Genomic DNA, 23394 nt, shown 5'->3' with positions numbered 1-23394 from the left:
GGTCACGACCGTTCGGCGGTGGTGTAGAGCTCCTTGACCGTGGTGCCGAAGTAGGGGCCGTACATGGTGCTCCGGTCGTCGCTGTATTTGAAGCTGCTCACCGAGGTGATCGTGCCGCGTCCGGTGGGGGTGTCGAAGCTGCTCAGCCAGGGACCGCCGCTGGATCCGGCGGTCATGTCGCAGTGCATGCCCTGGTCGCCGGTCTGGTCATGGGGGTCGGCGCGGACCGGGCCGGCGCAGTAGACCAGGTGCTCACCGTCGTAGGGCGACTCGGCGGGGAAGCCGAAGGTGTGCGCCGGGCGGCCCCGGGCGCCGCCGAAGGCGATGTCCTGACCTCCGACGACGTCCTCCACATGTTTACCGGCCCCGGGGTTGAGCGCCACCATGCCGACGTCGTAGCTGTCGTCGGCGCTGCGTGACCACGGGCCCGTGACGAACATGCGGCGGGCGGTGAACTGCCCGTAGGGCTGGCGCCCCGCGTCGTAACCGGGCACGAAGGTCCAGTTGTCGGCCCAGGCACCGGTGCCGTCCTTGACGCAGTGGCCGGCGGTCACCACGAGGTCCTTGTTGGCGCTTTTCACCGAGCTGGCCGAGCACACGAAGTCGAGCCCGCCGACGGTGAGGAAGACCCGGCCGGTGGTGCGGGTCACCGAGCCACCCGCTCCCCAGCGCGCTCCGCCGATGCGGGGGCTCCGCTGGTGGACGGGCGTGCCCGGTGCGCCGAGCACCTTGGCCGCCGCCCCGAGCAGGTCGATCGGGGCGGCGGCCGCCATCCGGCGAGGGGTCCAGTAATCGAGCACGCCGTTCCGGCCCGCCACGCCGCCGGCGACCACGTGCTCGACGATGTCACCCCGTTCCGGGACGGCCTCCGCGGCCGGTTGGAGCGGGCGGGCGGCACGCCCGTGCTCCGTGGTCGTCGCGGTGGCGGGGGAGACGCCCATCAGACCGGCGACGAGCACGGCACTCGCGAACAGGGGGAGGGTCAAGGTCATGGGACCGATTTTGCACTACCCGTTGTGTCGCTATAACTACTTTCGGTCAAAATCAGGAGGTGCCGGTGGCCTGCGCGGCCTCGTAGACGGCCTGCGCGTCGGTTCCGAAATAGGGGCCGAACATCCAGCCGGTGGCGAATCCGTACTTGAAGCTGTTCACCGAGTTCAGCGTGCCCGCCCCGGTGCTCTCGTCGAAGCCGGTGAACCAGGGGCCGCCGCTCGACCCGCCGGTCATGGCGCAGTTCAGGCCGATGTCACGGGACATCAGGAAGTCGTCGAACGCCCGGCCCGCACAGTAGACCAGTTTCGATCCGTCGTAGGGGGCGGCGGCCGGATATCCGAAGGAGTGCATCTGCTGCCGCCTGGCCTGGTTGAAGGCGACGCCCTGGCCGCCGACCACGTCGGTCAGCGACCGGCCGTTCAACGGGGCCACCACGGCCGCGGCCACGTCGTAGTTGACGTCCTCGCTGTTGTTCCACTGCGGGGTGGTGTAGAGCGTGGTCGCCACCCAGGTGCCGTACGGCCGGTCGCCGTTGTCGTAGCCCGGAACGAAGACCCAGTTGCCGTGGAAGGCGCCGCCCATCCTCACGCAGTGCCCCGCGGTGATCACAGTGCTCTTGTTGTCGCTGGTCACCGCGTTGCCCGAGCAGGAGGCGTTACGGCCCTGGTAGGTGAAGAAGACCCGTCCGACGGTTGTGGAGATCACCCCCTTGCCCTTCCATGGCGACCCGGTGGAGGCGCGGGCGGTCACCGAGCGCCGCGTGGTCGTGACGGTGACGCCGTCGGGCGGGGTCGCGGGGACCGAGACGGGGTCGGCGGCCGCCTGCGCTGCGATCGCCGCCGCGGTGAGCCGGACGCCGTCCTTCCTGGGGGCGAGGGCGTCGAGTGGCTGGGCCGCCTCCATCTTCGCCTCCGTCCAGTAGCGCTGGACGGTGCGTTGCTCGGTTCCGGTGTCGGCGGCCTTCCTGTCGACGGGCTGGGGGGCGGCCGACACCACGGCGGTGGCGTGCGCGACCCCCGGGGGGAGCAGGGTGCCGCCCACGACGAGAGCGAGTAGGGGAACCAGGCGTGCCGTACGGCGCATTTGTACCTCCCAAGACCTGATGCTGAGTCGGGAAGCTAGTGCGCCGGATAACTATATTTCTCAACATTTACCACTATTGATATAGCGAAATTCCGGCGTAAGTAACGCCTTTTATCGTGTGTTTCATCCTTCACTGCTGTCGATACCGATTCGACAGGGAGCCGGGAGCCGGGAGAATGGGACGGTGCAGCCAGACACCACTCGCTCCGTCGTCCTGCTCGGCTCGACCGGCTCCATCGGGACCCAGTCCCTCGATGTCATCGCCCGCAACCCCGGCCGGTTCCGGGTGGCGGCGCTCGCCGCCGGGGGCGGCAGGGTCGACCTGCTGGCCCGCCAGGCGGCCGAGTTCCGGCCCGACGCGGTGGCCGTCGCCGACCCCTCGGCCGTGCCGGCGCTGCGGGAGGCCCTGGCCGCACACAGGGTGAGCGTCGAGGTCCTCGCCGGGCCGGAGGGGGTCGCGGAGGCGGCCGCCTGGCCGGCTGACACGGTGCTCAACGGCATCACCGGCGCGCTGGGGCTGACCTCGACGCTGGCCGCGCTCGATGCGGGCAGGGTGCTCGCCCTCGCCAACAAGGAGTCGCTGATCATCGGTGGGCCGCTGGTGAAGCGTCTCGCCAAGCCGGGACAGCTGATACCGGTCGACTCCGAGCACGCCGCGCTGGCCCAGTGCCTGTGGGCCGCCGGACCCTCCGGCCCCGACGCGTCGGCCGTACGGAGGCTCATCGTCACCGCCAGCGGCGGCCCCTTCCGCGGCAGGTCGCGCGCGAAGCTCGAGAACGTGACCCCCGAGCAGGCCCTGGCCCACCCCACCTGGTCGATGGGACCGGTCATCACAGTGAATTCGGCCACTCTGGTGAACAAGGGCCTGGAGGTCATCGAGGCCCATCTGCTCTTCGACATCGGCTTCGACAGGATCACCGTCGTGGTCCATCCGCAGTCGGTGGTCCACTCCATGGTCGAGTTCGTGGACGGCTCGGTCATCGCCCAGGCCAGCCCGCCGGACATGAGGCTGCCGATCGCGCTGGCCCTCGGGTGGCCGGAACGGGTCGCCGATGCCGCCCCCACCGTCGACTGGACGGAGGCCCATGCCTGGACGTTCGAACCGCTCGACGACGAGGCGTTCCCCTCCGTCGCGCTGGCCCGTCAGGTCGGCTCGGCGGGAGGCACCGCCCCCGCCGTCTACAACGCGGCCAACGAGGTCTGCGTCGACGCCTTCCTGGCCGGGCGGTTGCCCTTCCTCGGCATCGTCGACACGGTGGCCCGAGTTGTCTCCGAGCACATCGTTACCAAAGCAGATTCCGTAGCAGAAGTGCTCGATGCCGACGAATGGGCGCGGGCAAGGTCTCGGGAGCTCACCGGGACTGCCTAGACTGGGTAATGTCGTCGACTCTTCAAGGGCTGAAAATGACTTCTGTTGCTCTCGGTATCCCTTCCGTAAGGACCAGGCCGATCGCCGAGCGACGCAAATCCCGTCAGATCATGGTCGGCTCCGTCCCGGTGGGTGGAGACGCCCCCGTCTCGGTGCAGTCGATGACCACCACGGTCACCGCTGACGTCAACGCCACGCTCCAGCAGATCGCCGCGCTGACCGCATCGGGCTGTCAGATCGTCCGGGTGGCCGTGCCCTCCCAGGACGACGCCGAGGCGCTGCCGATCATCGCGAAGAAGTCGCAGATCCCGGTCATCGCCGACATCCACTTCCAGCCGAAGTACGTCTTCGCCGCGATCGAAGCGGGCTGCGCGGCGGTCCGGGTCAATCCGGGCAACATCAAGAAGTTCGATGACAAGGTCGGCGAGATCGCCCGGGCCGCCGCGGACCACGGGGTGCCGATCCGGATCGGCGTCAACGCCGGTTCGCTCGACCCCCGGTTGCTGCAGAAGTACGGCAAGGCCACCCCCGAGGCGCTGGTGGAGTCGGCGCTGTGGGAGTGCTCGCTGTTCGAGGAGCACGGCTTCCGCGACATCAAGATCTCGGTCAAGCACAACGACCCGGTCGTGATGATCCAGGCATACCGCCTGCTGGCCGCCCAGTGCGAATACCCCCTGCACCTGGGGGTCACCGAGGCGGGTCCGGCGTTCCAGGGCACGATCAAGTCGGCGGTCGCGTTCGGCGCGCTGCTGGCCGAGGGCATCGGCGACACCATCCGCGTGTCGCTGTCGGCCCCTCCGGTGGAGGAGGTCAAGGTCGGCAACCAGATCCTGGAGTCGCTGAACCTGCGCGAGCGCGGCCTGGAGATCGTCTCCTGTCCCTCCTGCGGTCGCGCCCAGGTCGACGTCTACACCCTGGCGGAGCAGGTCCAGGCCGGCCTTGAGGGGCTGAAGGTCCCGCTGCGTGTCGCGGTGATGGGCTGCGTCGTCAACGGTCCCGGTGAGGCCCGCGAGGCCGACCTCGGAGTGGCCTCCGGCAACGGCAAGGGCCAGATCTTCGTCAAGGGAGAGGTCATCAAGACCGTCCCGGAGTCCCAGATCGTGGAGACCCTCATCGAGGAGGCTCTGCGTCTCGCCGAGGAGATGGGCGTGGACGTCGATCTCGACGGGGACGACTCGGGTCCCGAGGTCGTCGTCGGCTAGTAGGGCGTCTCCGAGCCGAGAATTTCCCGGTCGACGTTCGGCGCGAGGCCACTGGCGGCCGTCTGAACGACCGCGGTAGGCGAAAGGATCGGCAGGGCAGGCCCTGAGCTCCGATCCACCAGGACCGTCCGGCGCACCGTCGCGGTGTGCGCCGGGCGGTCCTGTTCTGTGCGGAGCGGCTCCGCACGCGGGGTGGGCTCGGCGTAGCCCAGCGGGATGTCCTTGGCGCCATTGGTCGCATGTGGTAATCACTCGCATACATATTGTTAAGAATCCGGCCGTGTTCCCTGTGGCCGCGCCCTCACCTGGGAGATCATCGCCTCGGCCTTACCGGGAGGGAACGTCTGTGAAAAGGGTTGTCGGGGTTGTCGCGGTCATCGCAGTGCTGGCCGTCACCATGGGGGATCCACAGGGAGCTGTGGCGCAGCAGGAGCGGAGTGAGCTGCTCTGGGGCCCCTGCGGCGGTGCGCCCAAGACCGGCCTGCTCGACGGCGTGCTGGCCGCTCCGGCCGAGGCCAAGGCGGGTGAGGTGGAGTGCGCGAACCTGAGGGTTCCCCTCGACTACGGTGACTCCTCCCAGACCATCAGCCTGGCTCTGAACCGGATCAGGGGAAAGGCCGCCCGGGGCGGCGACCATCTCGGCGTGCTGCTGGTCAACCCCGGAGGCCCTGGGGCATCCGGCCGCAGCCTGGCCAAATACGTCGCCGCCCAGCTTCCCGCCGGCCTGGCGGAGCGATTCGACGTGGTCGGCTTCGACCCGCGGGGGGTGGGAAGCAGCGAGCCCGCGCTCCGATGCGTGGACCCGGCGAAATACTACGCTCCGCCGCTCCCCGACCATGTGCCCGGCAACGCGCGGGAGGAGACCGCGCTGATCGGCAGGGCCCAGCAGTACGCCACGGCGTGCGGGCAGCGGTGGAAGTGGCTGTTGCCCCACATGACCAGCGAGAACTCCGCCAGGGACATGGACGCGATCCGAGCGGCGCTCGGCGAGTCCAAAATCAGCTTCCTGGGTTACTCCTATGGGAGTTACCTCGGCGAGGTCTACGCGACGCTCTTCCCCAGCAGGGTCAAGCGGCTCATCCTGGACAGCGTGGTGGATCCCCGCGGTGTCTGGTACGACTCCAACCTCGTTCAGGACGTCTCCTTCGACCGGCGGCACCAGGAATTCCTGAAGTGGACGGCCCGCCACAATGACGTCTACAAGCTGGGCGCGACCGGCAAGTCGGTCTCCTTCGCGTGGTACGCCATGCGGGATCGGCTGCGCACCCGTCCAGCCGGCGGGGTGGTCGGCCCGAGTGAGCTCGACGACATCTACACCGCCGGCGGCTACTCCGACATGATCTGGCCGCAGCTCGCCAGGGCGTTCTCCGCCTACGTCAAGAAGGACGACACGGAGCCGATGCTCGCCGCCTACCGCCGGCACGCGGAGAACGACGCCAAGGCGGAGAACGCGTACGCCGTCTACCTGGCCGTGCAGTGCAGCGACGCCGCCTGGCCCCGGGACTGGTCCCGGTGGCGGACCGACATGACCAGGCTGTACGCCAAGGCCCCCTTTCTCACCTGGCCGAATGCCTGGTACAACGCACCCTGTGCGTTCTGGCCCGAGCGGGGAGGCACGCCGGTGAAGATCCAGGACCATCCGGAGCTGCCGCCGATCATGCTCATCCAGGCCGAGCGCGACCCTGCCACGCCCTACTCGGGGGCTCTGCACGTCCGCAAGCTGTTCGGCGAATCCCGGCTGGTGACCGTGCCCGGCGGCAACCACGGGGTCTCGTTCGGCGGGAACCGCTGTGTGGACCGCCACCTGCAGGCTTACCTCAGGGACGGCACCCTGCCCGGCCCGGCTCGGCGTAGCGCCGCCACTCCGGATGCCCGCTGCGCGGGGACGCCGGAGGTCGGATCCGCGCAGCGGGCGGCGGCGGCGGAGCAGCCGGCTGGGTAGGTGGAGATGACTGGCTCTATGTTGGTTCCTGCCAAAATCGCAGGGGTCGCGTAGGCTGAGCGCGTGATGCTGCGCACAACAGCGTCGCGCGTGCTCGATGACAACGATCGTGACGAGGTGCTGGCGCTTCTGGACGCCGATCCCGTCGCCAATGTCTTCGTCGCCTCCAGAGTCCGTGCCGTCGGGCTCAATCCGGCCAGGCTCGGTGGTCAGATGTGGGGATTCGGGCCACGCGGCGGTCTGACCTCTCTCTGCTATGCCGGGGCCAACCTGGTCCCGGTGAACGCCGGTGCCGACGCCGTGCACGCCTTCGCCGACCGCGCCCGCAGGCAGGGCCGTCGCTGTTCTTCGATCGTCGGCCCCGCGGACGCCGTGGCGCCGCTGTGGGAGCGGCTGGAGCCCCACTGGGGTGCGGCCCGTGCGATCCGCCGGGCACAGCCGGTGATGGCGGTCGCCACACCGTCCCCCGTCCCGGCCGACCCGCTGGTCCGGCGGGTGCGGCCGGAGGAGTTCGAGATCCTGCTCCCGGCCTGCGTGGCGATGTTCACCGAGGAGGTGGGGATCTCCCCGGAGGCGGGGGACGGCGGCGCCCTTTACCGGTCCCGGGTGGCCGAGCTGATCCGGATCGGCCGGTCCTACGCGCGGATCGAGCACGGCAGGGTCGTCTTCAAGGCCGAGATCGGTGCCGTCACGCCGCTGGCCTGCCAGATCCAGGGCGTCTGGGTCCATCCCGACCTGCGTGGCCGGGGTCACGCGGTGGCGGGGATGGCCTCGGTGGTCAAGCACGCGCTCGACTGTTTCGCGCCCGTGGTCTCGCTCTACGTCAACGACTACAACGCCCCCGCCCGGGCGGTCTACCGCAGAGCCGGGTTCACCGAGGTCGGCACCTTCATGTCGGTGCTCTTCTAGACGCTCAGAGGCTGCGGACCAGGCAGGTCACCAGGCGCTCAAGCTCGGCTTCGGGGTCGGCGGTGAGACCAGCGTGGACCGGGCCGGTCTGCACGATCGTGCTGCGCGGAGCGGTCAGCCAGCGGAACCGGCCACCGAGGGGCTCCTCGGTCAGCGGCCCCGCGTCGGTGGTGCAGGAACGCTGGTACGCGCCGAGTGCGTGCCGTACGCCGTCGAGGTCCGCATGGGGGTCGAGCGCGCGCAACCGCGCCTCGTCCAGCTCCACCCGAGCACACAGGTAGTCGCGCGGCTGGCAGTAGAGCACCACTCCGGCGTTGATCAGCTCGCCCCGCTCCACGCGGGGGACCACCCGGATCACGGCGTACTCGTAGACGTCTCTCACCGGCTGTCCTTCCAGAACGCGCCCACCGAGCCGGTCTTCTTCTGCGTGGCGGAACCCGACGGTCCGGGCAGCCATCCGCGGGGCCCCTGCGCGCGGGCCAGCAGATGCTCGACATACGCCTGCCGTACGGCCTGCGCCCCGTCGAACCCGGGCTCGTCCTCCAGCCACTCGTCGGGGACCACGTCCACCACCCCGTCGAGGAGATCCCGGGTGATCTTTTCACTGAGTTCGGCGTCGGTCTCCGCCATCCGGGTGGCGAAGGGAGCCAGCACGTGGTCGCGCGCGTCGAAGCCGCGTTGCGGATCGGCGGTGGGCCAGTTGTGGTGGAACCAGAGGGCGGCACCGTGGTCGATCAGCCAGGTCTCACCGTGCCAGACGAGCAGGTTCGGGTTGCGCCAGCTCCGGTCCACGTTGTGGACCAGAGCGTCGAACCAGAGCAGCCGGGAGGCGTAACCGGGCTCCGGGGGCCAGACGAGCGGCTCGAAGCCGAGTGCGCCGGGCAGGAAGTCGACCGCCAGGTTGTGGCCCTCGCTGGCCTTGAGCAGGTCCTGGATCTCCTCGTCCGGCTCCCGCGCACCGATCTGCGGATCGACGTCGATCACTTTCAGCTCGGGGGTGCGGAAGCCGAGCCGCCTGGCCAGCTCGGCACAGATGATCTCCGCGACGAGCACCCGGCGACCCTGCCCGGCGCCGCGGAACTTCACGACATAGGTGCCGAGGTCATCGGCCTCGACCACCCCGGGGAGCGACCCGCCCTCACGCAGAGGCGTCACGTAGCGAGTCGCCGTGATCTGTTCCAGCACCCCGCCAGGTTACCGGTCGTCCCGTCCCTGACGGCGCGCACCATCACCCGCCGGACCGGCCCGCCGCTCGGCCGGACGACCCCGGGAAGATCATCGCAGGATCGCTCCAGCTCACGGATCCGGCCCGCACCGAGATGGGCGTGGACGGAAGCTGAGCTCCAGCGCGCGGAATGAAGCCGCACTATTGGGGTGATGTCCATCGTTTCTCCTGACCTGAGCATTACATGAGTGTCACGGTGCGGACCTCAAGCGCTTCACCACGGTTGACTGCCGGGAATACCTCTTCTTGAGTGGGAAGAGTGGTGGGGAGGGGAGGGTCGCGTGCCGCATGCCCAACCGCTCAGGACAGGGGACCTCGAAAAACTCGGCGAGTACGCGATCGTCGGCCGGCTGGGAGAGGGCGGCCAAGGCGTGGTCTATCTCGGGGTGCACCCCGAGACCGGCTCGGAGCCTTACGCGATCAAGCTGTTGCACGGTCCGCTCGGAGAGGACGAGGCGGTCTTCCTGCGCGAGGTCGAGCTGGCCAAGCAGGTGGCCCGGTTCTGCACCGCCCAGGTGGTCGATGCGGGGCTGGCCGGTGACCGCCCCTACATCGTCAGCGAATACATCGACGGTCCCTCCCTCCACCGGGAGGTCGTGGCCGCCGGTCCCCGTGGGGGAGGGGCGCTGGAGCGTCTGGCCATCGGTACGGCCACCGCGCTCGCGGCCATTCATCGTGCCGGGATCGTGCATCGCGACTTCAAGCCGCAGAATGTGCTGCTGGGCCCCGACGGGCCGAGGGTCATCGACTTCGGGCTGGCCAGGGCGCTGGAGGCGGGAGCCACGCAGAGCGGGCGCGGCGCGGGCACACCCGCCTACATGGCGCCCGAGCAGGTGGAGGGGGCCGAGATCAGTCCGGCGGCCGATGTCTTCGCCTGGGGCGCCACCGTCTGCTTCGCGGCCAACGCCCACGCCCCGTTCGGCCAGGACTCGGTCGCCGCCGTGTTCCATCGCATCCTCAGCGCGCCTCCGGAGCTCGGCCACCTCGACGGGCAGCTCGGCGGACTGGTCGCCGACTGCCTGGAGAAGGACCCCCGAAACCGCCCCACCAGTCGCGAACTCCTGCTCTTCCTGCTCGGTGACGACGCACGGCCGGCGCCGGCGAAACCCCCGTCGGCCCGGGGACCGGTGTCGTCCGGATTCCCGCCGGTGCCGGCCCTGACAGCGGCACCGGGCCGGCGGCCCCGCGGCGGGCTCGCCGAGCCGCAGACCCGTCCGGGACGGGCGGCCACCAGGGCGTCGGTGGCGGTGTCGGGAGCGCTGCTGGTGAGCGCGGCCGTGCTGGTGGGTGTGCTGGTCCCGGCCCTGAGCGGGAGCGGCGACCCGGCGGGGCGGAGTGAGCCTCGGAGATCGACGGGGGTGTCCGGTACGCCGGCCGAACTCACCCCGCAGCAGGCCAGGGCCACCCGCCCTGCCCCGCCCGCGTCGAGGGCCGGTACCACGGCCCCTTCGCCCCCTCCGGTCTCCGCCTCCGTGCCGCCTCCGGTGCCGGTACCAGTCGCGGTGCCGGTGCTCGCCGGGCTGGATCGCGCGGAGGCGTCGCGCCTGATCAAACAGGCGGGACTGGTCACCGGGACTGTCACGCGGGCCGACTCCGACCGCCGGGTCGGGCAGGTGCTCAGCACCGTGCCGGCGGCGGGGGCCATGGTCGTCAAGGGCGCCAAGGTCAACCTGGAGGTCTCGGCGGGAGTGCCGGTGCCCGCGTTGGCCGGCCTCGGCCGGAAGCAGGCCGAGGCCGCTCTCGTCCAGGCGGGACTGGTTCTGGGCGAGGTCACCACGCGCTGCTCGGCGGAGCCCGCGGGGCGGGTACTCACCAGTACGCCCGCCGCGGGAGAGCACGTCTCCTCAGGCAGTGCGGTGACGCTCGCCGTGTCCAAACGCGGGGCCGAGGTGCCCTCGGTCGTCGGCCGGAAGGAGGCGGACGCACGGAGCGCGCTGAGCGAGGCGGGCTTCGCCGTACGGGTGCGCCCCCGGCTTGTCGGCGATCCCTCCCAGGCCGGCGTGGTGCTGGCGCAGAGCGGGGCGTCCGGCCCGTGTGCCCGGCCGGACGCCGTGGTCGTGATCACGGTCGGCGTCGAGGGGCAGACCGGTCCCGGCCCCGACCCCGACCCCGATCCCGGCTCTGGTCCTGGCCCTGGGGAGACGAGCACTCCCACCGATCCCATGAGCTCGGAGGTGCCAGGGTCGGCCGGAGAGCAAGGCTGAGAGGCCACCCGGCGCGTGTGGACCGGAGAGCCGGTAGAGGCCGACTCCGTGGTGGGCCCGAGCCGGGAGCCGTGTACGTTCTGTACGCACGAATAAGGCGGCGTTTCACGGTATTTCATCTTTTTAATAGGGCGGTCACCGATGTCTGGCTTGCTGGGGCAGTTGGGAGGCTGGTGCGCGAGGCACGGCAGGATCGTGCTGGCGTTCTGGGTGGCCGCGGCGGTGCTGTTGACCGCCGGATCGATCGTGTTCGCCGGCCCGGTGAGCAACAACGTGTCCATACCCGGCTCGGATGCCCAGCAGGCCCACGATCTGATGCGCGAGGGCTTCGGTCCCGGTTACGGGGCGGGAGGCACGGTCCAGGTCGTGCTCTACTCCGCGGACGGTCCCCTCACCTCGCAGGACCGGATGCGCGCGGTGCGCCGGGCGATGGACGAGATCCGCGGGATTCCGCACGTGGCGGAGGTCCTCACCCCCTACCGGGTCGGCGGCCTGGCGCCCAGCCTGCAGATCGGCCTCCTCACGGTCAAGCTTGAGGGACACGACAACAGCAGGCTGGCCGAGACCACCCGGCGCATCTCCGAAGCGGCCCAGCCGGTACGCGCGCTGGGCGTGGAAGCCGTACCCGCCGACGCCTCCACCCCGGCGGACAAGGAGATCAAGACCGGCACCAGCGAGGTCATCGGTGTGCTCTGCGCGCTGCTGGTGCTGCTGTTCGCGTTCGGCACGCTGGTCGCTGCGGCCATTCCCGTCTTCACGGCGCTGATCAGCATCGCGACCGGGCTGGGAGTGATCAGCCTGCTCGGACACCTGGTGGACGTCCCCAAGCAGGCCTCCATCATGGCGACGATGATCGGCCTCGGAGTCGGCATCGACTACGCCCTCTTCCTGCTCAGCAGGCATCGCAAGCTGCTGGCCGAGGGCCTGCTGGTGCCCGAGGCGGTACGCCGGACGGCAGCGAGCTCGGGCGGGGCCGTGGTGTTCGCCGGCGGGACGGTCATCATCGCGCTCAGCGCGCTGATGCTCGCCGGCTTCCCACTGCTGCAGACGCTCGGCTGGATCACCGGCATCTCGGTCGTCTGCGCGGTGCTCACCTCGATCACGCTGGTCCCCGCCCTGCTCGGCCTGCTCGGACACCGGGTCAACGCGCTGCGCCTGCCCTTCATGGGCCGTCGCACGGCCGTGGAGGGCCTTTCCGGCTGGGGCGCGCTGGGCGCCTGGGTCGCCAGGCGTCCCTGGAGCGTGCTCGCGCTCAGCGTTGTCGTCCTCGCCGCGCTGACCGCGCCCGCCCTCGCGCTCAGACTCGGCCCGCTCGACGACGGTTACGGTGACAAGGGCACCGCGGCCCGCCGCTCCTACGAGCTCATGCAGGCCGGTTTCGGGCCGGGGATCAACGGACCGCTGATCGTGGTCGCCTCCCTCCAGGAGCGGGTCGTCGACCGGGTGCCCGCGCCCGCCGTGCTCCGGGAGCTGAAGGAAGAGGTCGGCGCGGTCAAGGGGATGGCCCATGTGGGCGATCCCCTGCTGAACGACGACGGCACCGCCGTACTGGTCCAGGCGGTCTCCGAGTACGCGCCCAGTGACCCGCGGGCGCTCGAGGTGGTCGAGGCCGTGCGCGGGATCCAGGTCGGGGGAGCGCGGGTACACGTGGGCGGGGAGGTGGCGGCCATGGCCGACGCGAGCGACAGAATCGCCGGCCGCACCCCCCTGGTGGTCGGTGTGGTGGTGCTGCTCAGCGCCGCGCTGCTGCTCCTGGCGTTCCGTTCGCCGGTGGTGGCGATCAAGGCCGCGCTGATGAACCTGGTCTCTCTCGGAGCCGCGTTCGGGGCGCTCTCGATCGTCTTCTCCCTCGGCCTGGGCAGCGGCCTGGTCGGCATGGACCCGCCGGTGAGCATGGACGACTCCTACCTGGCCACGCTGTTCTTCACGGTGCCGATCGACGGCTACATCCCGCTGATGCTGTTCGCGGTGCTGTTCGGCCTGTCGATGGACTACGAGGTCTTCCTGCTCACCGCGGTACGGCAGGCATACCTGAAGCACGGCGACAACCGCAGGGCGGTGGCCGAGGGGCTGGGCACGACCGGCCGGGTCATCACCTCCGCCGCCCTGATCATGGTCGCCGTCTTCGTGGCCTTCATCGCCTATCCCGATCCCATGGTCAAGATCTTCGGTGTCGGCCTGGCCGTGGCGGTGGCGGTGGACGCCACCATCATCCGCGGCTTCCTGGTCCCCGCGACCATGGTCCTGCTCGGCAGGTTCAACTGGTGGTGTCCCGGCTGGCTGGAACGGATCCTGCCCGATCTCTCCATCGAGGGGAGCGAGGAGGAGACCTTCACCGGCGAGGCTCCTCGGGAACTCGCCGGAGCCGTCCACGGCTGACCGCCGACCGGAGCCGCCTAGCGCGGGGCCGATGGTTCGCGTCGCCTGTCCGGGTGTCCGCCGGGAGGCACCGCCCCGCGTGCGCTCCCACCTGAAAGAACTGTCGGATATGACGCTCAATGGCTAGTCCATTGAAGACTGTCGGTTCACCATGCCTATGGATACAAATGACGTATTGATGGCGTTCCATAGCGAGTCGCCGTGAGACCTGCCGTCATAAGTTGATATAACGTCTTCAGAGTTCAGAGTTCAGGGCGCAGATCATCCCCCCGAGTGGTCGGAAGTCTCCCTTTCCGGCTATTTACACAAAACAACTCATTGGGGATTTCATGCGACGTCTCTTGTGTCTGACCACCGCGGGGCTCTTCCTTCTCGGAGGTACGGCCACCGCAGCCGCCCAGCCCTCGCCGTCCGAAGCCGACCAGCCCATCGCCCAGCCTCTTCCGCCGCCGCCCCAGCCGGGAGAGCCGGGCTATCCCCCTCCGCCGGGTGGCTATCCCGGCTACCCGCCTCCCCGGCCTACACCGGTCCCGCCGCAGCCCGGCTATCCCAACTATTTGCCGCCGCGGCCCACGCCGACTCCGCAGTGGCCCTACCCCGGCTACCCCATCCCGCCGTGGCCGTATCCGACGACGCAGCACGAGGAGCTCACGCTGACCGTTGTCAAGACAAGGGATCCAAGGTCCAGGCCGGAGTATGCCCGGCTCAGATGCAGCCCACCGGGAGGAACGCACCCCCGCAGGCGTGAGGCGTGCGCTGTGCTGGTTCCGGCGCACGGGAATCCCGCCATGGTTTCGTATCCGTCGGGGGTGTTCTGCTCGAGGGTGTACGACCCCGTCAGAGCGACCGCGACCGGCGTCTGGAACGGCCGCTACGTCCGGTTCGAGCAGACCTACAGCAATCCCTGCATGATGCGCAGGGCGACCGGTCCGGTCTTCTGGTTCTAGGACATGTTTTACGCGCGTTCGGGTGATTTGCCTTGCCCGAACGCGCGTCCGGGGTGGGGGTTCCTGCGGATCCGGGCTGCCGCTTGGATTTCATGCCGTGTATATGCGCGACGTTATTTGCAGCCAAATCATGACATGAGAGGTGAAGTGCATGAAGAGGTGGCGAAGGTTTTATGTCCATGGCATTTATTTGCTTCTTCTGAACTATGTCAACGAGGGATCTCCTGCGCTCTGAAGGTATTTTCTGATTAATCGCCGTCGTGCGGCGTGATCGATAGAAATTTCCTGCCATTAAGAACGTCAGGGGAAGTTAAGTGCTCCATCAGATAAATAAATTGACATTAAGTACTTCCTTTGGAAGGCGTGTCGGAGCCGTGGCCGTAGCGGCCATGACCGGCGCCCTCCTCGTCTCGTCGAATCCAATGCCGGTCAATGCGGACACCGGGCAGATGGAAGTGGCCGCATCCCCGTCCGCCGCCAATGACGGTATCCCCATCCCGGTCCGCGCCCCCGCCCCCGCTGCGCACGTCGTAGTGAAGAAGGCCCGCTGTGGGGGCGGTCACTGCGGATGCCGGAGAAGGCACTGCGGGTGCTGCAGAAGGCACTGCGGGTGCTGGCACGGGCACCGTGGCTGCGACGGCAGAAACGGCAGGGACGGTAGAAACGGCAGAGACGGCAGGGACGGTCTGGACGGCCGACCTGGTCTTCCGTGCGGCGTGGGCATCTCGGGTATAGACAGTGCCATCGGTCCCGCCGGCCCCGCTGGTCCTGTGGGTCCTGCGGGGCCTGAAGGTGCCGCAGGTCCCGTTGGTCCTGCGGGGCCTGAAGGTGCCGCCGGTCCCGCTGGTCTTGCCGGGCCTGCCGGTCCTGTGGGTCCCTCCGGTCCTGTGGGTCCTGCCGGGCCTACGGGTGCCACCGGCCCCACAGGTCCGGAAGGTCCTTCCGGGCCTTCCGGACCTACAGGTGCCACCGGACCGACCGGACCTACCGGTCCCGTCGGTCCCGTCGGTGGGCCTCTGTCCGGACCCCCTGATCCGCCCGGGCCCACAGATTCTGCCAATCCCCCCGGTCCGGAAGGCCCTATCGGTCTTGCCGGTCCCAGAGGTCTTGCCGGTCCCAGAGGTCTTGCCGGTCCCAGAGGTCCTGCCGGTCCCAGAGGTCCTGCCAGCCCCGTGGGGCCTGCCGGGCAGGTGTATCTCGGCAATCCCACCTCAAGTGCCGGGGGCTGTGTGACCTGCTGGACGTGCATGCCCGCGTCCTTCGGGTCCTCCGTGACCGCCTGGTCATCCCTGGCCTCCTCCTGGACCTATCAGTCTCCCGGAGTGTGTCTCACCGGGCTCGCGCCGTGAGCTGAGGAGAACGGAGAAGGCGCGACTGTCGTGTCCGGTCACACCGGGCACGACAGTCGTCGTTGCCGGCGGCCGTTCTGCCGCCGCCCGCACGCCCGGGAACACCCGGGTGTCCGTCCGCGACCGGCCTGCGGGACACCGCAGCGGAATCCCGGCTTGGGAACGAACACCCGGACCGCCGAGCTTGAGGCGGAACCGGAGTGATCGTGCCGCATCGTGCGGCGGCGCCCGCCTGACCGGCGCTGAGAGGCGTCCTCTTCCGGGCCATCGCCCTGTCCGGTCAGACCGGCACCTTCGCCCGGCGCCTCCCCTGATAGCCACGGTGGACCAGGACGTCGGCGGGTTCGACGGCGAGCGGCATGGCCGGGATCGTCGTGCTGACCACGGGGTCGACCCGGCGGTGGCGCCGGCCGCGTAGGGGAGCGTCCGGGACGAAAGTGGAAGTCTCGACGGCCGGACGTTCCCGGAGACGGCGTCTGCCCTGGTAGGGGGCGTGAGGGCCGTCGTGGCGACGTGGGGCCGGGACGGTCCCCCCTGGCCGGGGGGAGTCGGTCCAGCCGATCTCCTCGACGCGGGGGAGCGAGGTCATGGTGATCGAAAACGACTCGGGCACCGTGGCCGCCGGGAACGTTCTCTCAGAAACGATCTTCGCCGTGGGGCGGGCGGGAACGCCCTTGGTGATCCGGCGACGGCCGGGGACCCGGTGCCCGGAAGCCCGGCGGCCGGGAGCCCGGCGGGACGGCCGGGCGGGGACGGTGCCCCCTTCGGCGAACGCGAGCCGTACCTTCGACTGCCGGACCCTGGTATGGGCGATGATCGCGACTGCGGCGAGCAGGACCGGGGCCAGTACGGCGGGAGTGCCGAACTGGGGGACGTGCGAGGGGAGGTCGTCACGGAGAGCCATGGGGGCCGCCGCGAGTGCGTTCGTGTCCGCGGCGGCGGGCTTGGCGTGCTTGCCGCCGGTGGTACCACGACCGGCTGCCGTCTGAGGGGGAACAGTGGACCGGCCGGCCTCCGGGGCGCTTGCCGGGGTGCTCTTCCCGTCCTTGGGGGAGGGAGTGCTGCGCTCGGTGGCGGGTTTGGCGGGTTTGGCGGGCTTGGAACCGGCCTTGACCTGATCGGGGCGGCTCTGGGAGGTGTCGTTCCCGGTCGCGAGATCGGGTGCGGGGACCATCGCGAGCAGGTTCGGCCCCGAGGTCAACGCAACAGAGTTGCCCGTCTGCGCGTCGGCGGGGGTGACGATCGTCTGCTTCTGGGACGCCTCCCTGTCCATCCGGGCCTTGATCTTCTCCGGATATCCGTAGCCGACGACCTTGCCGGTGTCGCGTTCTTTGCGCTTGGCGACGCCTCCGTCGATGTTCCCCTCGATCGTGTGGATCGTCCTGCCCGTCACCTTGGTGACGATCCCCACGTGGTCGATGTTGTCGATCTTCTTTGTACCGCTCCAGTCGAAGAAGACGATGGCGCCGGGCTTGGGAGTGGTGCCCCAGGCGTCCTGCTCCTTGAACCACATGGCGTGATGAACGGTATAGGCGAACTGCCCTACCCAGTCCTGGTAGCCGAGCTTGTCGGCCGCCCACGACAGGTACATGTCACACCAGGGTGCCGCGGTGTAGTCGGCGTCGAACTCGACGTTGTCGCCGTACCAGTGGCCGAACTTGGTGTAACCGCCGCTCTTCTCGGAGTATCCGAGCTCGTTCTCCAGCAGCTCGATGAACTTCTGCATCTCAGGTGTCATAGATAGCTTCGAGGGGACCCCCGGCAGCCGTGCAGGCATGGTCGCGCCGCCCTCGCAACCCGGCTACCGGGAGACGGGTTGAGCGATGGCGCGTGCACGCGGACCGTTCCCGGGGGGCGGGCGTGGCGTGTGTGGCGGCACCATTGACCGGTTGTCTTCCGTGACCAGGGAGGCTACCCGGACCCGGTCCAAGGTCAAGACATGATAAAGCGCACATCAAGCGGACGTAACGCTGTTTGGGCGACAAGTGCCGACGTCAGAGGCGTTTCTAGGATTTTTGCACCTTCGGCTCGCCGGCCAAAAAATCTTCGGATCGCGTTGACGGCAGATGCTCCAGGGTTACCCGTGCCGTGTCCCGGGGTGGCGAAGTCACGAGGGGGCCAGGGGTACGTGCCCTGCCGTTCTCCTTCCCCAAGGGATCCGCTCAAAGAAGTAGGTACGGATGTGGGTATTTCTCCCGTTATGTCCAAATCTTCGGTGAGAGATCCTGTTGGAGACGGTAAGGCTCCACCGTAGTCGGCAAGGAATCGAAGGTACGAGCCATGTGTCAGCACCAACCTCCGTGTCCGCCCACGAGCGCGTCCGATCACGAGGCCGCCGCGCTGGTGGCCTTCCACCCGGAGCAGGGCTGGGGGCTGCTCTGCAACGGGGTGGTGGTCTTCGAGGACACCGGCGGGCTCATGCCCGACGGGCGCAGCATCCCGGTCCACTGCCAGCCCTGTGGGCAGGCGGCGTGACTCCCTGCAGCGCTCCCACCGGCCAGGCGAGCGTGCCATCACAGAAGAACGGCCCGGCCGGTCCGGCGGTCGTCGCCTGCGCGTGTGGTTGCGCCCACCTCCGGCACCGGCTCGGGATCGACTCCGGCCATCTCCGCGTCGAGGTCGGCCGCACTCTCGGAGAGCCGAGCGGCCAGGAGGCGCCCTGGACGCTCCCGCCCGAACCGTGCTCCGTGCCCCGGGCCCGTCATCTGGTCCGCGACTGGCTGGCCGCCCGCGGACTGGACGGGCAGACCGAGGTCGCCGAGCTCCTCGCCAGCGAACTGGTCACCAACGCCCTGCGCCACGCGCGAGGGACAATCCGGCTCGCCCTCTTCTTCGAGGACGGCCTGCTCCGCTGTGAGGTCGAGGACGGCAACCCGGCCCTCCCCCGGCCGGGCCGGGCCCACGAGGACGACGAGGGAGGACGCGGACTGCACCTGCTCGAACTGCTGTCCTGCTGCTGGGGAAGCGCCTGGACGCCCATGGGCAAGGCCGTCTGGTTCGAGCTGCCCACACATGCCATTTTCAAAGGCTGAAGGGCCTTTCTCCCCTTTCCTCTCCCTTCGGCCGGGGCGCCGGAGGCGGCAGGGTCACCACAGGTGCCGGCTCCGGCGTCCCCCTCGGTGGCATGTGACCTGTTGTCAGCGGCCGGGCAGGTGCTCGCCGTTTCCCGCCTGGGTCTGCTCGCCGATCCAGACGGCGACCTGGGCGCGCGAGTGGAAGCCGAGCTTGTTCAGGATGTGCTCGATATGTCCTTCGGCGGTGCGCTGGGAGATCACCAGCGCAGCCGCGATGTCCTTGTTGCTCAGACCTTGGGCGACGAGCCGGGCTATCTCCGTCTCCCTGCGGGTCAGCGGCGACGGCTCTCCGCTCTCCTCGGAGGGGGTCCCCGCCGTGTCCACCCTCTCTTCGAGGGCGAAGGAGAGCGCCTCCGGGTAGGGGATCTCGGCGCCCTGCCTGACGGCCGTGTCGAACGCCTGCTCCCCGAGGGCTCTACGGGTACGGGACTCGCATTCGTCGTGGTAGCCGATCAGATGCCCGTACCCGGACAGCGGTGCTTTGATCGTCCGCCAGACGGCGTCCAGGATTCCCAGCAGCTTCGCCGCCCGCTGGTACCGGTTCTGCGCGGCGGCGATCCAGGCCAGCACCTCCAGATTGATCCCCACGCCCAGCAGATCGTCGATCGAGCGGTTGAACCTCAAGCTCTCCTTCTCGAGTTCGACCGCGCGCCGGGCGTCGCCCTGCCGCCAGATCTCGATGCCGAGCGCCATCATCATGTACGCCCGGTGCCAGTTCTCCCCATGAGCGGCGCACAGGGCGAGGCACTCCTCCCCGGTTGCGACGGCGAGCGGAGAGTCGCCGCGGAAGGAATGGGCCAGGGAGAGCCGGATGAGTCCCAGCGCCAGGCCCATCGGGTCACCGGCGGCGCGGTGCAGGGCCACGGCCTCCTCGTAGAGCGGAATCGCGGATTCGACGTCCCCCCGATACATGGCGACCATCCCCGAGTAGAGCGCGGCGTAGGCGACGATCGTCCGCTGTCCCAGCCGCTCTCCGAGCATCCGGGCCTCCTGCAGCATGACCGTGGCGGAGGCGACGTCGGCCTGGATGACGGCCAGCCAGCTGCCGGCCCACAGCGCGCGGGCCCGTATCTCGCCCGGCTCGGTGTAGGCGAGGAGTCCCTTGTCCAGCCAGCCGCGTCCCTCGGCGAGGTAGTAGCTCGTGATCCAGTGATAGAGCAGGTCGGCGGTCATCTCCAGGCCGGCCGCGACGTCCTTCGGTTCGGTGAAACAGCACTCCAGGGCGCCGCGCAGGTTGGCGTGCTCAAGCCGTAGCCGGTTGAACCAGGCAACCTGGGACGGGCCGAACCGCTGCGCGTACGCCTCGGCCGCGAGCTTGCGATAGTAGTCGCGGTGCCGCCGTCGCAGTGCGGCCTCCTGCCCGCGTGCCACCAGCCGCTCCCGGCCGTACTGCCGGACCGTCTCCAGCAGCCGGTACCGGACCACCGAGTGATCGGACGGGCGGTCGTCCCTCACCAGGATGGACTTGTCCACCAGCCCGATCACCAGGTCGGCGACCTCCTCACGGTCGATCCCCTCCCCGGAGCAGACCTCCTCGGCGGCTTCCAGATCCAGGCCGTCGGCGAACACCGACACCCGTGCCCACAGCAGTTGCTCCTGTTCGGTGCAGAGGTCATGGCTCCAGTCGATCAGCGCGCGCAGGGTCTGCTGGCGGGGCAGCGCCGTCCGTGGTCCCGAGGTGAGCAGCCGGAACCGGTCGTCCAACCTGGCCAGCAACTGCTCGGCGGAGAGCGCCCGCAGCCGGACGGCCGCCAGTTCGATCGCGAGGGGAATGCCGTCCAGCCGGCGGCAGATCCCCTCCACGGTGTCCCGGTTCTCCTCGGTGAGGGCGAAATCTGGTAGGACGGCCCTCGCCCGTTCGACGAACAGCCGGATCGCGTCGCGCTGCGCGAGTGATGTGACGGAGGGGCGCAAGATGCCGGGGGCCGACACCGAGAGTGTCGGCACGGCCATCGTCTGCTCGCCGGCGACGCCCAGCGGCTGGCGGCTGGTGGCGATGATCCGCACGACGGACGTGGAGCGTGTCAATGTTTCGGCCATCACGGCGCAGTCCGGTAACAGGTGTTCGCAGTTGTCCAGGATCAGCAGCGCCTGCTTGTCCCGCAGATGATCGGTGAGTATCTCCATGGGAGGCCGGGAGGAGTGGACCTGGATCTTCATGGCCTCGGTCACCGCCTGGACGAGGAGTTCCGGACCGCTGAGCCTGGAGAGTTCGACCAGCCACACGCCGTCCCGGAAACTCCTGCCCACCTCGGCGGCGACCCGCAGGGCGAGCCTGGTCTTGCCGACTCCGCCGACGCCGGTGAGGGTCACCAGACGCGCATCGCACAGCAGCCGTCTGGCCTCGGCCACCTCGTGCCGACGCCCTACGAAACTGGTCACCTCGGCGGGCAGGACCACGGCCTGCCTGCGCTTCGGGCCAGTCGATTCTTCCGTGTCCATCAGCGCCTCGCGCCGGCTCAGATCAGTGGGTCACCATGCACTGAAATCGGGCCGACAACATCCACATTATGTGTAGGCCCTTTATGCTCCGCTCGCCGTGCCGCGCTGAACGCCGTTCCCCGCCGCTCGCCTGGCCGTGAAGCCGCCGGGGACGGCGGCGCGGAAGACCGCGACCGCCGACGGGACGGTCGGCGCCACTGCGGGCGGGGCACCTGCCGCCGGTCACCGAGCCGGCGTGGCCTGCCGGCTCACCGGGGCGTCGTTTCCGGTGGATCCGTCGGGGACGGCTCCGTCGTCGGTGGCCTGCTCCGAGCCGGCGAGGCCCGGGTCCGGGTCCGGTTGGCAGGGAGGCAGGCCGAGCCGTACGTCGCTGGACCGCATGTCGCCGCCGGGGACGGTGGTGATCGTCACGACCCGGTGGGCGTACTCGCCGCATTCAGGCAGTGCGGCGAACTGCACCGCGACCTCGCGTGTGTAGTCCGTCCGACCGGACAGCTCAAGCGCCTGGACGTCGCTGGTGAACCCGCCCTGGCCGCCGACGACCTTCTGGGCGGACCCCAGTTTCACGGTGACCGCGGAGGTGTCGCCGGTCCGGACCCGGAAGCGGACCGTGCTGCCGTCGAAGGAGGTGATGTCCACGCTCTCGACCGAGGGGGTCGGACACGGGGCGCCCCGGACCTCGGTCGTACGGCTCCGCGGGCCGCCGGCGGCCTGGGGCGAGGTGGAGACCGTGACCCGCCGGTAGAGGGTCTGCCCGCAGGACGGCACGGTGAAGGTGTGCGGGACGGTGGGTGCGTAGCCGGCGGCTCCGGCGAGCGTGAAGCTGCGCGAAGGAGCCTCGGTGAGCCGGTCGGGGGCCGGTCCCTCGGCGAACCCGACGGTGAGCACGACCTTCGCCGGAGTCGACGCCCGCAGGCCGATCGTGGTGCCGTCCGTGCCGATGCCGGTGATCGTCAGGCCGCTGACCGCGTGCACGGGTGGCGGCGACCCGGTGAAGGTCGGACCGGGTGCCGTCGGGGGAGTCCTCGACGAGATCGGGGCGGGCCGGGCGGAGCGGTTCGGACGGCCCGGGTTGGCGCTCTCCGAGGAGGGCGCGGCCCGGCCGGTGCGCCGCGACGGCCCGAGGGTGGTGACCGGCTCGGGGGGCGGGGATCCGGTCCTCTCTCCCGACGGGGTCCTCGTCGGAGGCTTCGGCGTGCCGTCTTCCACCGGAGGCCGTGGTGCCGGAGTGAAGACCGTGTCCGCGGAGAGTCTGTCGGGCGCCCGGCCGGCGGCGACCAGACCGACGGCGACCGCGACAGTGATCACCACCATCCCGGCCACGACCCGGAGGCCCGGCCGGGGACGGCGTATGCCGCCCGAGCGGCCCACCACACTCCGCGTGAGCGAACCGCCCGCCTCCGGCGCGGAGCCGGCCAGCGGGAATTCCAGTGCCAGCAGGGTGGCGAGTTCGGCCAGGTGCCGCCGGCCGCGCTGCTCCCACTGGGGACCATAGGCCGACAGTGCCGCCGTCTCCAGTTCGGCGACGAACGCCCGGGCCGTCGGCGGCCGGTCCGCCGGATCCTTGGCCATCCCCTGGGCGACCAGCCCGCGCACCGAGCCCGGCACCGCCTCCAGCGGGATCGGCGCCGTCCGGTGCCGGTGCATGAGCGTGGTGGGATGGTCCGCCCCGTACGGCCGGCGACCGGTGAGGCACTCGAAGAACACGCAGGTGGCCGCGTACACGTCGCTCGCGGGGCCGGCCGGCTCCCCGGCCCGGAGCTCGGGCGCCAGGTAGGACGGGGTGCCCGCGGGTGTGCCCGCGTCCCCGGACCGGGCGGCGATGCCCAGATCCGCCAGCTTGCCGGTGCCGTCCGCCTGGATCAGCATGTTCTCCGGCTTGTGGTCGCGGTGCACGATCCCCGCGGAGTGCGCGGAGGCCAGTCCCGCCAGCGAGTCCTTGAGCACCGCCAGCGCCGCCTCGGGGCTCATGGTGCCGGGGCCGTCCAGGATCTTCCTGAGCGCGACGCCGTCCACCAGCTCCATCACGATCGCGGCTTCGAGCACGTCCTCGTAGTACTCGTAGAACCGGACCAGGTTCGGGTCGCGCAGCTCCACCATGACTCGCGCCTGCCCGCGGAGGCGCGTCATGGACGCATGGTCGTCCCGCAGAGCGGCGCTCAGGTATTTGATGGCCACGTAGGCGCCGGTGGGGACATAAGTGGCCAGCACCACCCGGCCGCTTACTCCGGTGCCGAGCTCTCGTACCTCGCGGTATCCCGGAACCATCAAGTCCC

General features: G+C 69.7%; 16 protein-coding genes. 9 read left to right on the top strand and 7 right to left on the bottom strand.

Annotated elements, in window-relative coordinates:
• Window positions 1–2: 2 nt before the first annotated feature.
• Together OHA77_RS11220 and OHA77_RS11215 are read right to left on the bottom strand one after the other, a co-directional pair.
• Complete coding sequence (locus OHA77_RS11220; protein ID WP_406317903.1) at window positions 3–992, bottom strand: trypsin-like serine peptidase; 990 nt, start codon at window positions 990–992, stop codon at window positions 3–5.
• Window positions 993–1044: 52 nt separating this feature from the next.
• Window positions 1045–2076 (bottom strand): trypsin-like serine peptidase, encoded by a 1032-nt coding sequence (locus OHA77_RS11215; RefSeq protein ID WP_406317902.1) that lies wholly within the window; start codon window positions 2074–2076, stop codon window positions 1045–1047.
• A gap of 184 nt (window positions 2077–2260) precedes the next feature.
• Between OHA77_RS11215 and dxr the strand changes: the two genes are divergently transcribed.
• The 4 genes from dxr to OHA77_RS11195 all read left to right on the top strand — a co-directional run bounded on the left by dxr (window position 2261) and on the right by OHA77_RS11195 (window position 7498).
• Complete coding sequence (gene dxr / locus OHA77_RS11210) at window positions 2261–3445, top strand: 1-deoxy-D-xylulose-5-phosphate reductoisomerase (RefSeq protein WP_406317900.1); 1185 nt, start codon at window positions 2261–2263, stop codon at window positions 3443–3445.
• A gap of 35 nt (window positions 3446–3480) precedes the next feature.
• On the top strand, window positions 3481–4647 hold the full coding sequence (ispG, locus tag OHA77_RS11205; protein ID WP_406317899.1) for a flavodoxin-dependent (E)-4-hydroxy-3-methylbut-2-enyl-diphosphate synthase: 1167 nt from the start codon (window positions 3481–3483) through the stop codon (window positions 4645–4647).
• A 346-nt stretch (window positions 4648–4993) separates the two neighbouring features.
• Window positions 4994–6589 (top strand): alpha/beta hydrolase, encoded by a 1596-nt coding sequence (locus OHA77_RS11200; protein WP_406317897.1) that lies wholly within the window; start codon window positions 4994–4996, stop codon window positions 6587–6589.
• Between the two features lie 66 nt (window positions 6590–6655).
• Window positions 6656–7498 carry a GNAT family N-acetyltransferase gene (locus OHA77_RS11195; protein WP_406319812.1) on the top strand — a complete coding sequence of 281 codons (843 nt, stop codon included), beginning with the start codon at window positions 6656–6658 and terminating at the stop codon, window positions 7496–7498.
• A 4-nt stretch (window positions 7499–7502) separates the two neighbouring features.
• Here OHA77_RS11195 and OHA77_RS11190 read toward each other — a convergent pair whose 3' ends face one another.
• Both OHA77_RS11190 and OHA77_RS11185 read right to left on the bottom strand, forming a co-directional pair.
• Complete coding sequence (locus tag OHA77_RS11190; protein WP_406317895.1) at window positions 7503–7880, bottom strand: DUF3037 domain-containing protein; 378 nt, start codon at window positions 7878–7880, stop codon at window positions 7503–7505.
• Window positions 7877–8683 (bottom strand): HipA family kinase, encoded by an 807-nt coding sequence (locus OHA77_RS11185; RefSeq protein ID WP_406317894.1) that lies wholly within the window; start codon window positions 8681–8683, stop codon window positions 7877–7879. The genes OHA77_RS11190 and OHA77_RS11185 overlap by 4 nt, the downstream gene beginning before the upstream one ends.
• A gap of 321 nt (window positions 8684–9004) precedes the next feature.
• On the opposite strand from OHA77_RS11185, the gene OHA77_RS11180 reads away from it, so the two are divergent.
• The 3 genes from OHA77_RS11180 (at window position 9005) to OHA77_RS11170 (ending at window position 14253) form a co-directional block, all read left to right on the top strand.
• The gene (locus OHA77_RS11180) at window positions 9005–10927 is read left to right on the top strand and encodes a protein kinase domain-containing protein (RefSeq protein ID WP_406317892.1); all 1923 of its coding nucleotides are present in this window, start codon (window positions 9005–9007) and stop codon (window positions 10925–10927) included.
• Between the two features lie 141 nt (window positions 10928–11068).
• Window positions 11069–13306: an MMPL family transporter gene (locus OHA77_RS11175; protein WP_406317890.1), complete on the top strand. Its 2238-nt coding sequence runs from the start codon at window positions 11069–11071 to the stop codon at window positions 13304–13306.
• 329 nt (window positions 13307–13635) lie between these two features.
• A complete protein-coding gene (locus OHA77_RS11170; RefSeq protein WP_406317889.1) occupies window positions 13636–14253 on the top strand; it encodes an SSI family serine proteinase inhibitor in 618 nt (205 codons plus the stop codon).
• 1629 nt (window positions 14254–15882) lie between these two features.
• On the opposite strand, the gene OHA77_RS11165 is transcribed toward OHA77_RS11170, so the two are convergent.
• Window positions 15883–17328, bottom strand: a complete 1446-nt coding sequence (locus OHA77_RS11165) for a CHAP domain-containing protein (protein WP_406317888.1) — start codon at window positions 17326–17328, stop codon at window positions 15883–15885.
• Window positions 17329–17882: 554 nt separating this feature from the next.
• Between OHA77_RS11165 and OHA77_RS11160 the strand changes: the two genes are divergently transcribed.
• A complete protein-coding gene (locus OHA77_RS11160) occupies window positions 17883–18077 on the top strand; it encodes a DUF5999 family protein (protein ID WP_326820693.1) in 195 nt (64 codons plus the stop codon).
• Window positions 18074–18634: an ATP-binding protein gene (locus OHA77_RS11155; RefSeq protein WP_406317886.1), complete on the top strand. Its 561-nt coding sequence runs from the start codon at window positions 18074–18076 to the stop codon at window positions 18632–18634. Before OHA77_RS11160 ends, OHA77_RS11155 begins: the two co-directional genes overlap by 4 nt.
• A 105-nt stretch (window positions 18635–18739) precedes the next feature.
• Here the strand turns inward: OHA77_RS11155 and OHA77_RS11150 are convergent, their stop codons facing one another.
• Together OHA77_RS11150 and OHA77_RS11145 are read right to left on the bottom strand one after the other, a co-directional pair.
• Window positions 18740–21118, bottom strand: a complete 2379-nt coding sequence (locus OHA77_RS11150) for an ATP-binding protein (protein WP_406317885.1) — start codon at window positions 21116–21118, stop codon at window positions 18740–18742.
• A gap of 222 nt (window positions 21119–21340) precedes the next feature.
• Window positions 21341–23386 carry a protein kinase domain-containing protein gene (locus tag OHA77_RS11145; RefSeq protein WP_406317883.1) on the bottom strand — a complete coding sequence of 682 codons (2046 nt, stop codon included), beginning with the start codon at window positions 23384–23386 and terminating at the stop codon, window positions 21341–21343.
• Window positions 23387–23394: the final 8 nt, after the last annotated feature.

It is taken from the genome of Streptosporangium sp. NBC_01639, from assembly GCF_045209755.1.
In the GTDB taxonomy this organism is placed as follows: domain Bacteria; phylum Actinomycetota; class Actinomycetes; order Streptosporangiales; family Streptosporangiaceae; genus Streptosporangium.
This window is presented reverse-complemented; position numbering and strand designations above follow the sequence as displayed.

What these genes read in the sequence shown, in the direction of transcription:
- OHA77_RS11175 (WP_406317890.1), top strand. Translation starts at nt 11,069, where the DNA reads ATGTCTGGCTTGCTGGGGCAGTTGGGAGGCTGGTGCGCGAGGCACGGC.
- ispG (WP_406317899.1), top strand. Translation starts at nt 3,481, where the DNA reads ATGACTTCTGTTGCTCTCGGTATCCCTTCCGTAAGGACCAGGCCGATC.
- OHA77_RS11160 (WP_326820693.1), top strand. Translation starts at nt 17,883, where the DNA reads ATGTGTCAGCACCAACCTCCGTGTCCGCCCACGAGCGCGTCCGATCAC.
- OHA77_RS11195 (WP_406319812.1), top strand. Translation starts at nt 6,656, where the DNA reads ATGCTGCGCACAACAGCGTCGCGCGTGCTCGATGACAACGATCGTGAC.
- OHA77_RS11165 (WP_406317888.1), bottom strand. Translation starts at nt 17,328, where the DNA reads ATGCAGAAGTTCATCGAGCTGCTGGAGAACGAGCTCGGATACTCCGAG.
- OHA77_RS11220 (WP_406317903.1), bottom strand. Translation starts at nt 992, where the DNA reads ATGACCTTGACCCTCCCCCTGTTCGCGAGTGCCGTGCTCGTCGCCGGT.
- OHA77_RS11150 (WP_406317885.1), bottom strand. Translation starts at nt 21,118, where the DNA reads ATGGACACGGAAGAATCGACTGGCCCGAAGCGCAGGCAGGCCGTGGTC.
- OHA77_RS11145 (WP_406317883.1), bottom strand. Translation starts at nt 23,386, where the DNA reads ATGGTTCCGGGATACCGCGAGGTACGAGAGCTCGGCACCGGAGTAAGC.
- OHA77_RS11170 (WP_406317889.1), top strand. Translation starts at nt 13,636, where the DNA reads ATGCGACGTCTCTTGTGTCTGACCACCGCGGGGCTCTTCCTTCTCGGA.
- OHA77_RS11215 (WP_406317902.1), bottom strand. Translation starts at nt 2,076, where the DNA reads ATGCGCCGTACGGCACGCCTGGTTCCCCTACTCGCTCTCGTCGTGGGC.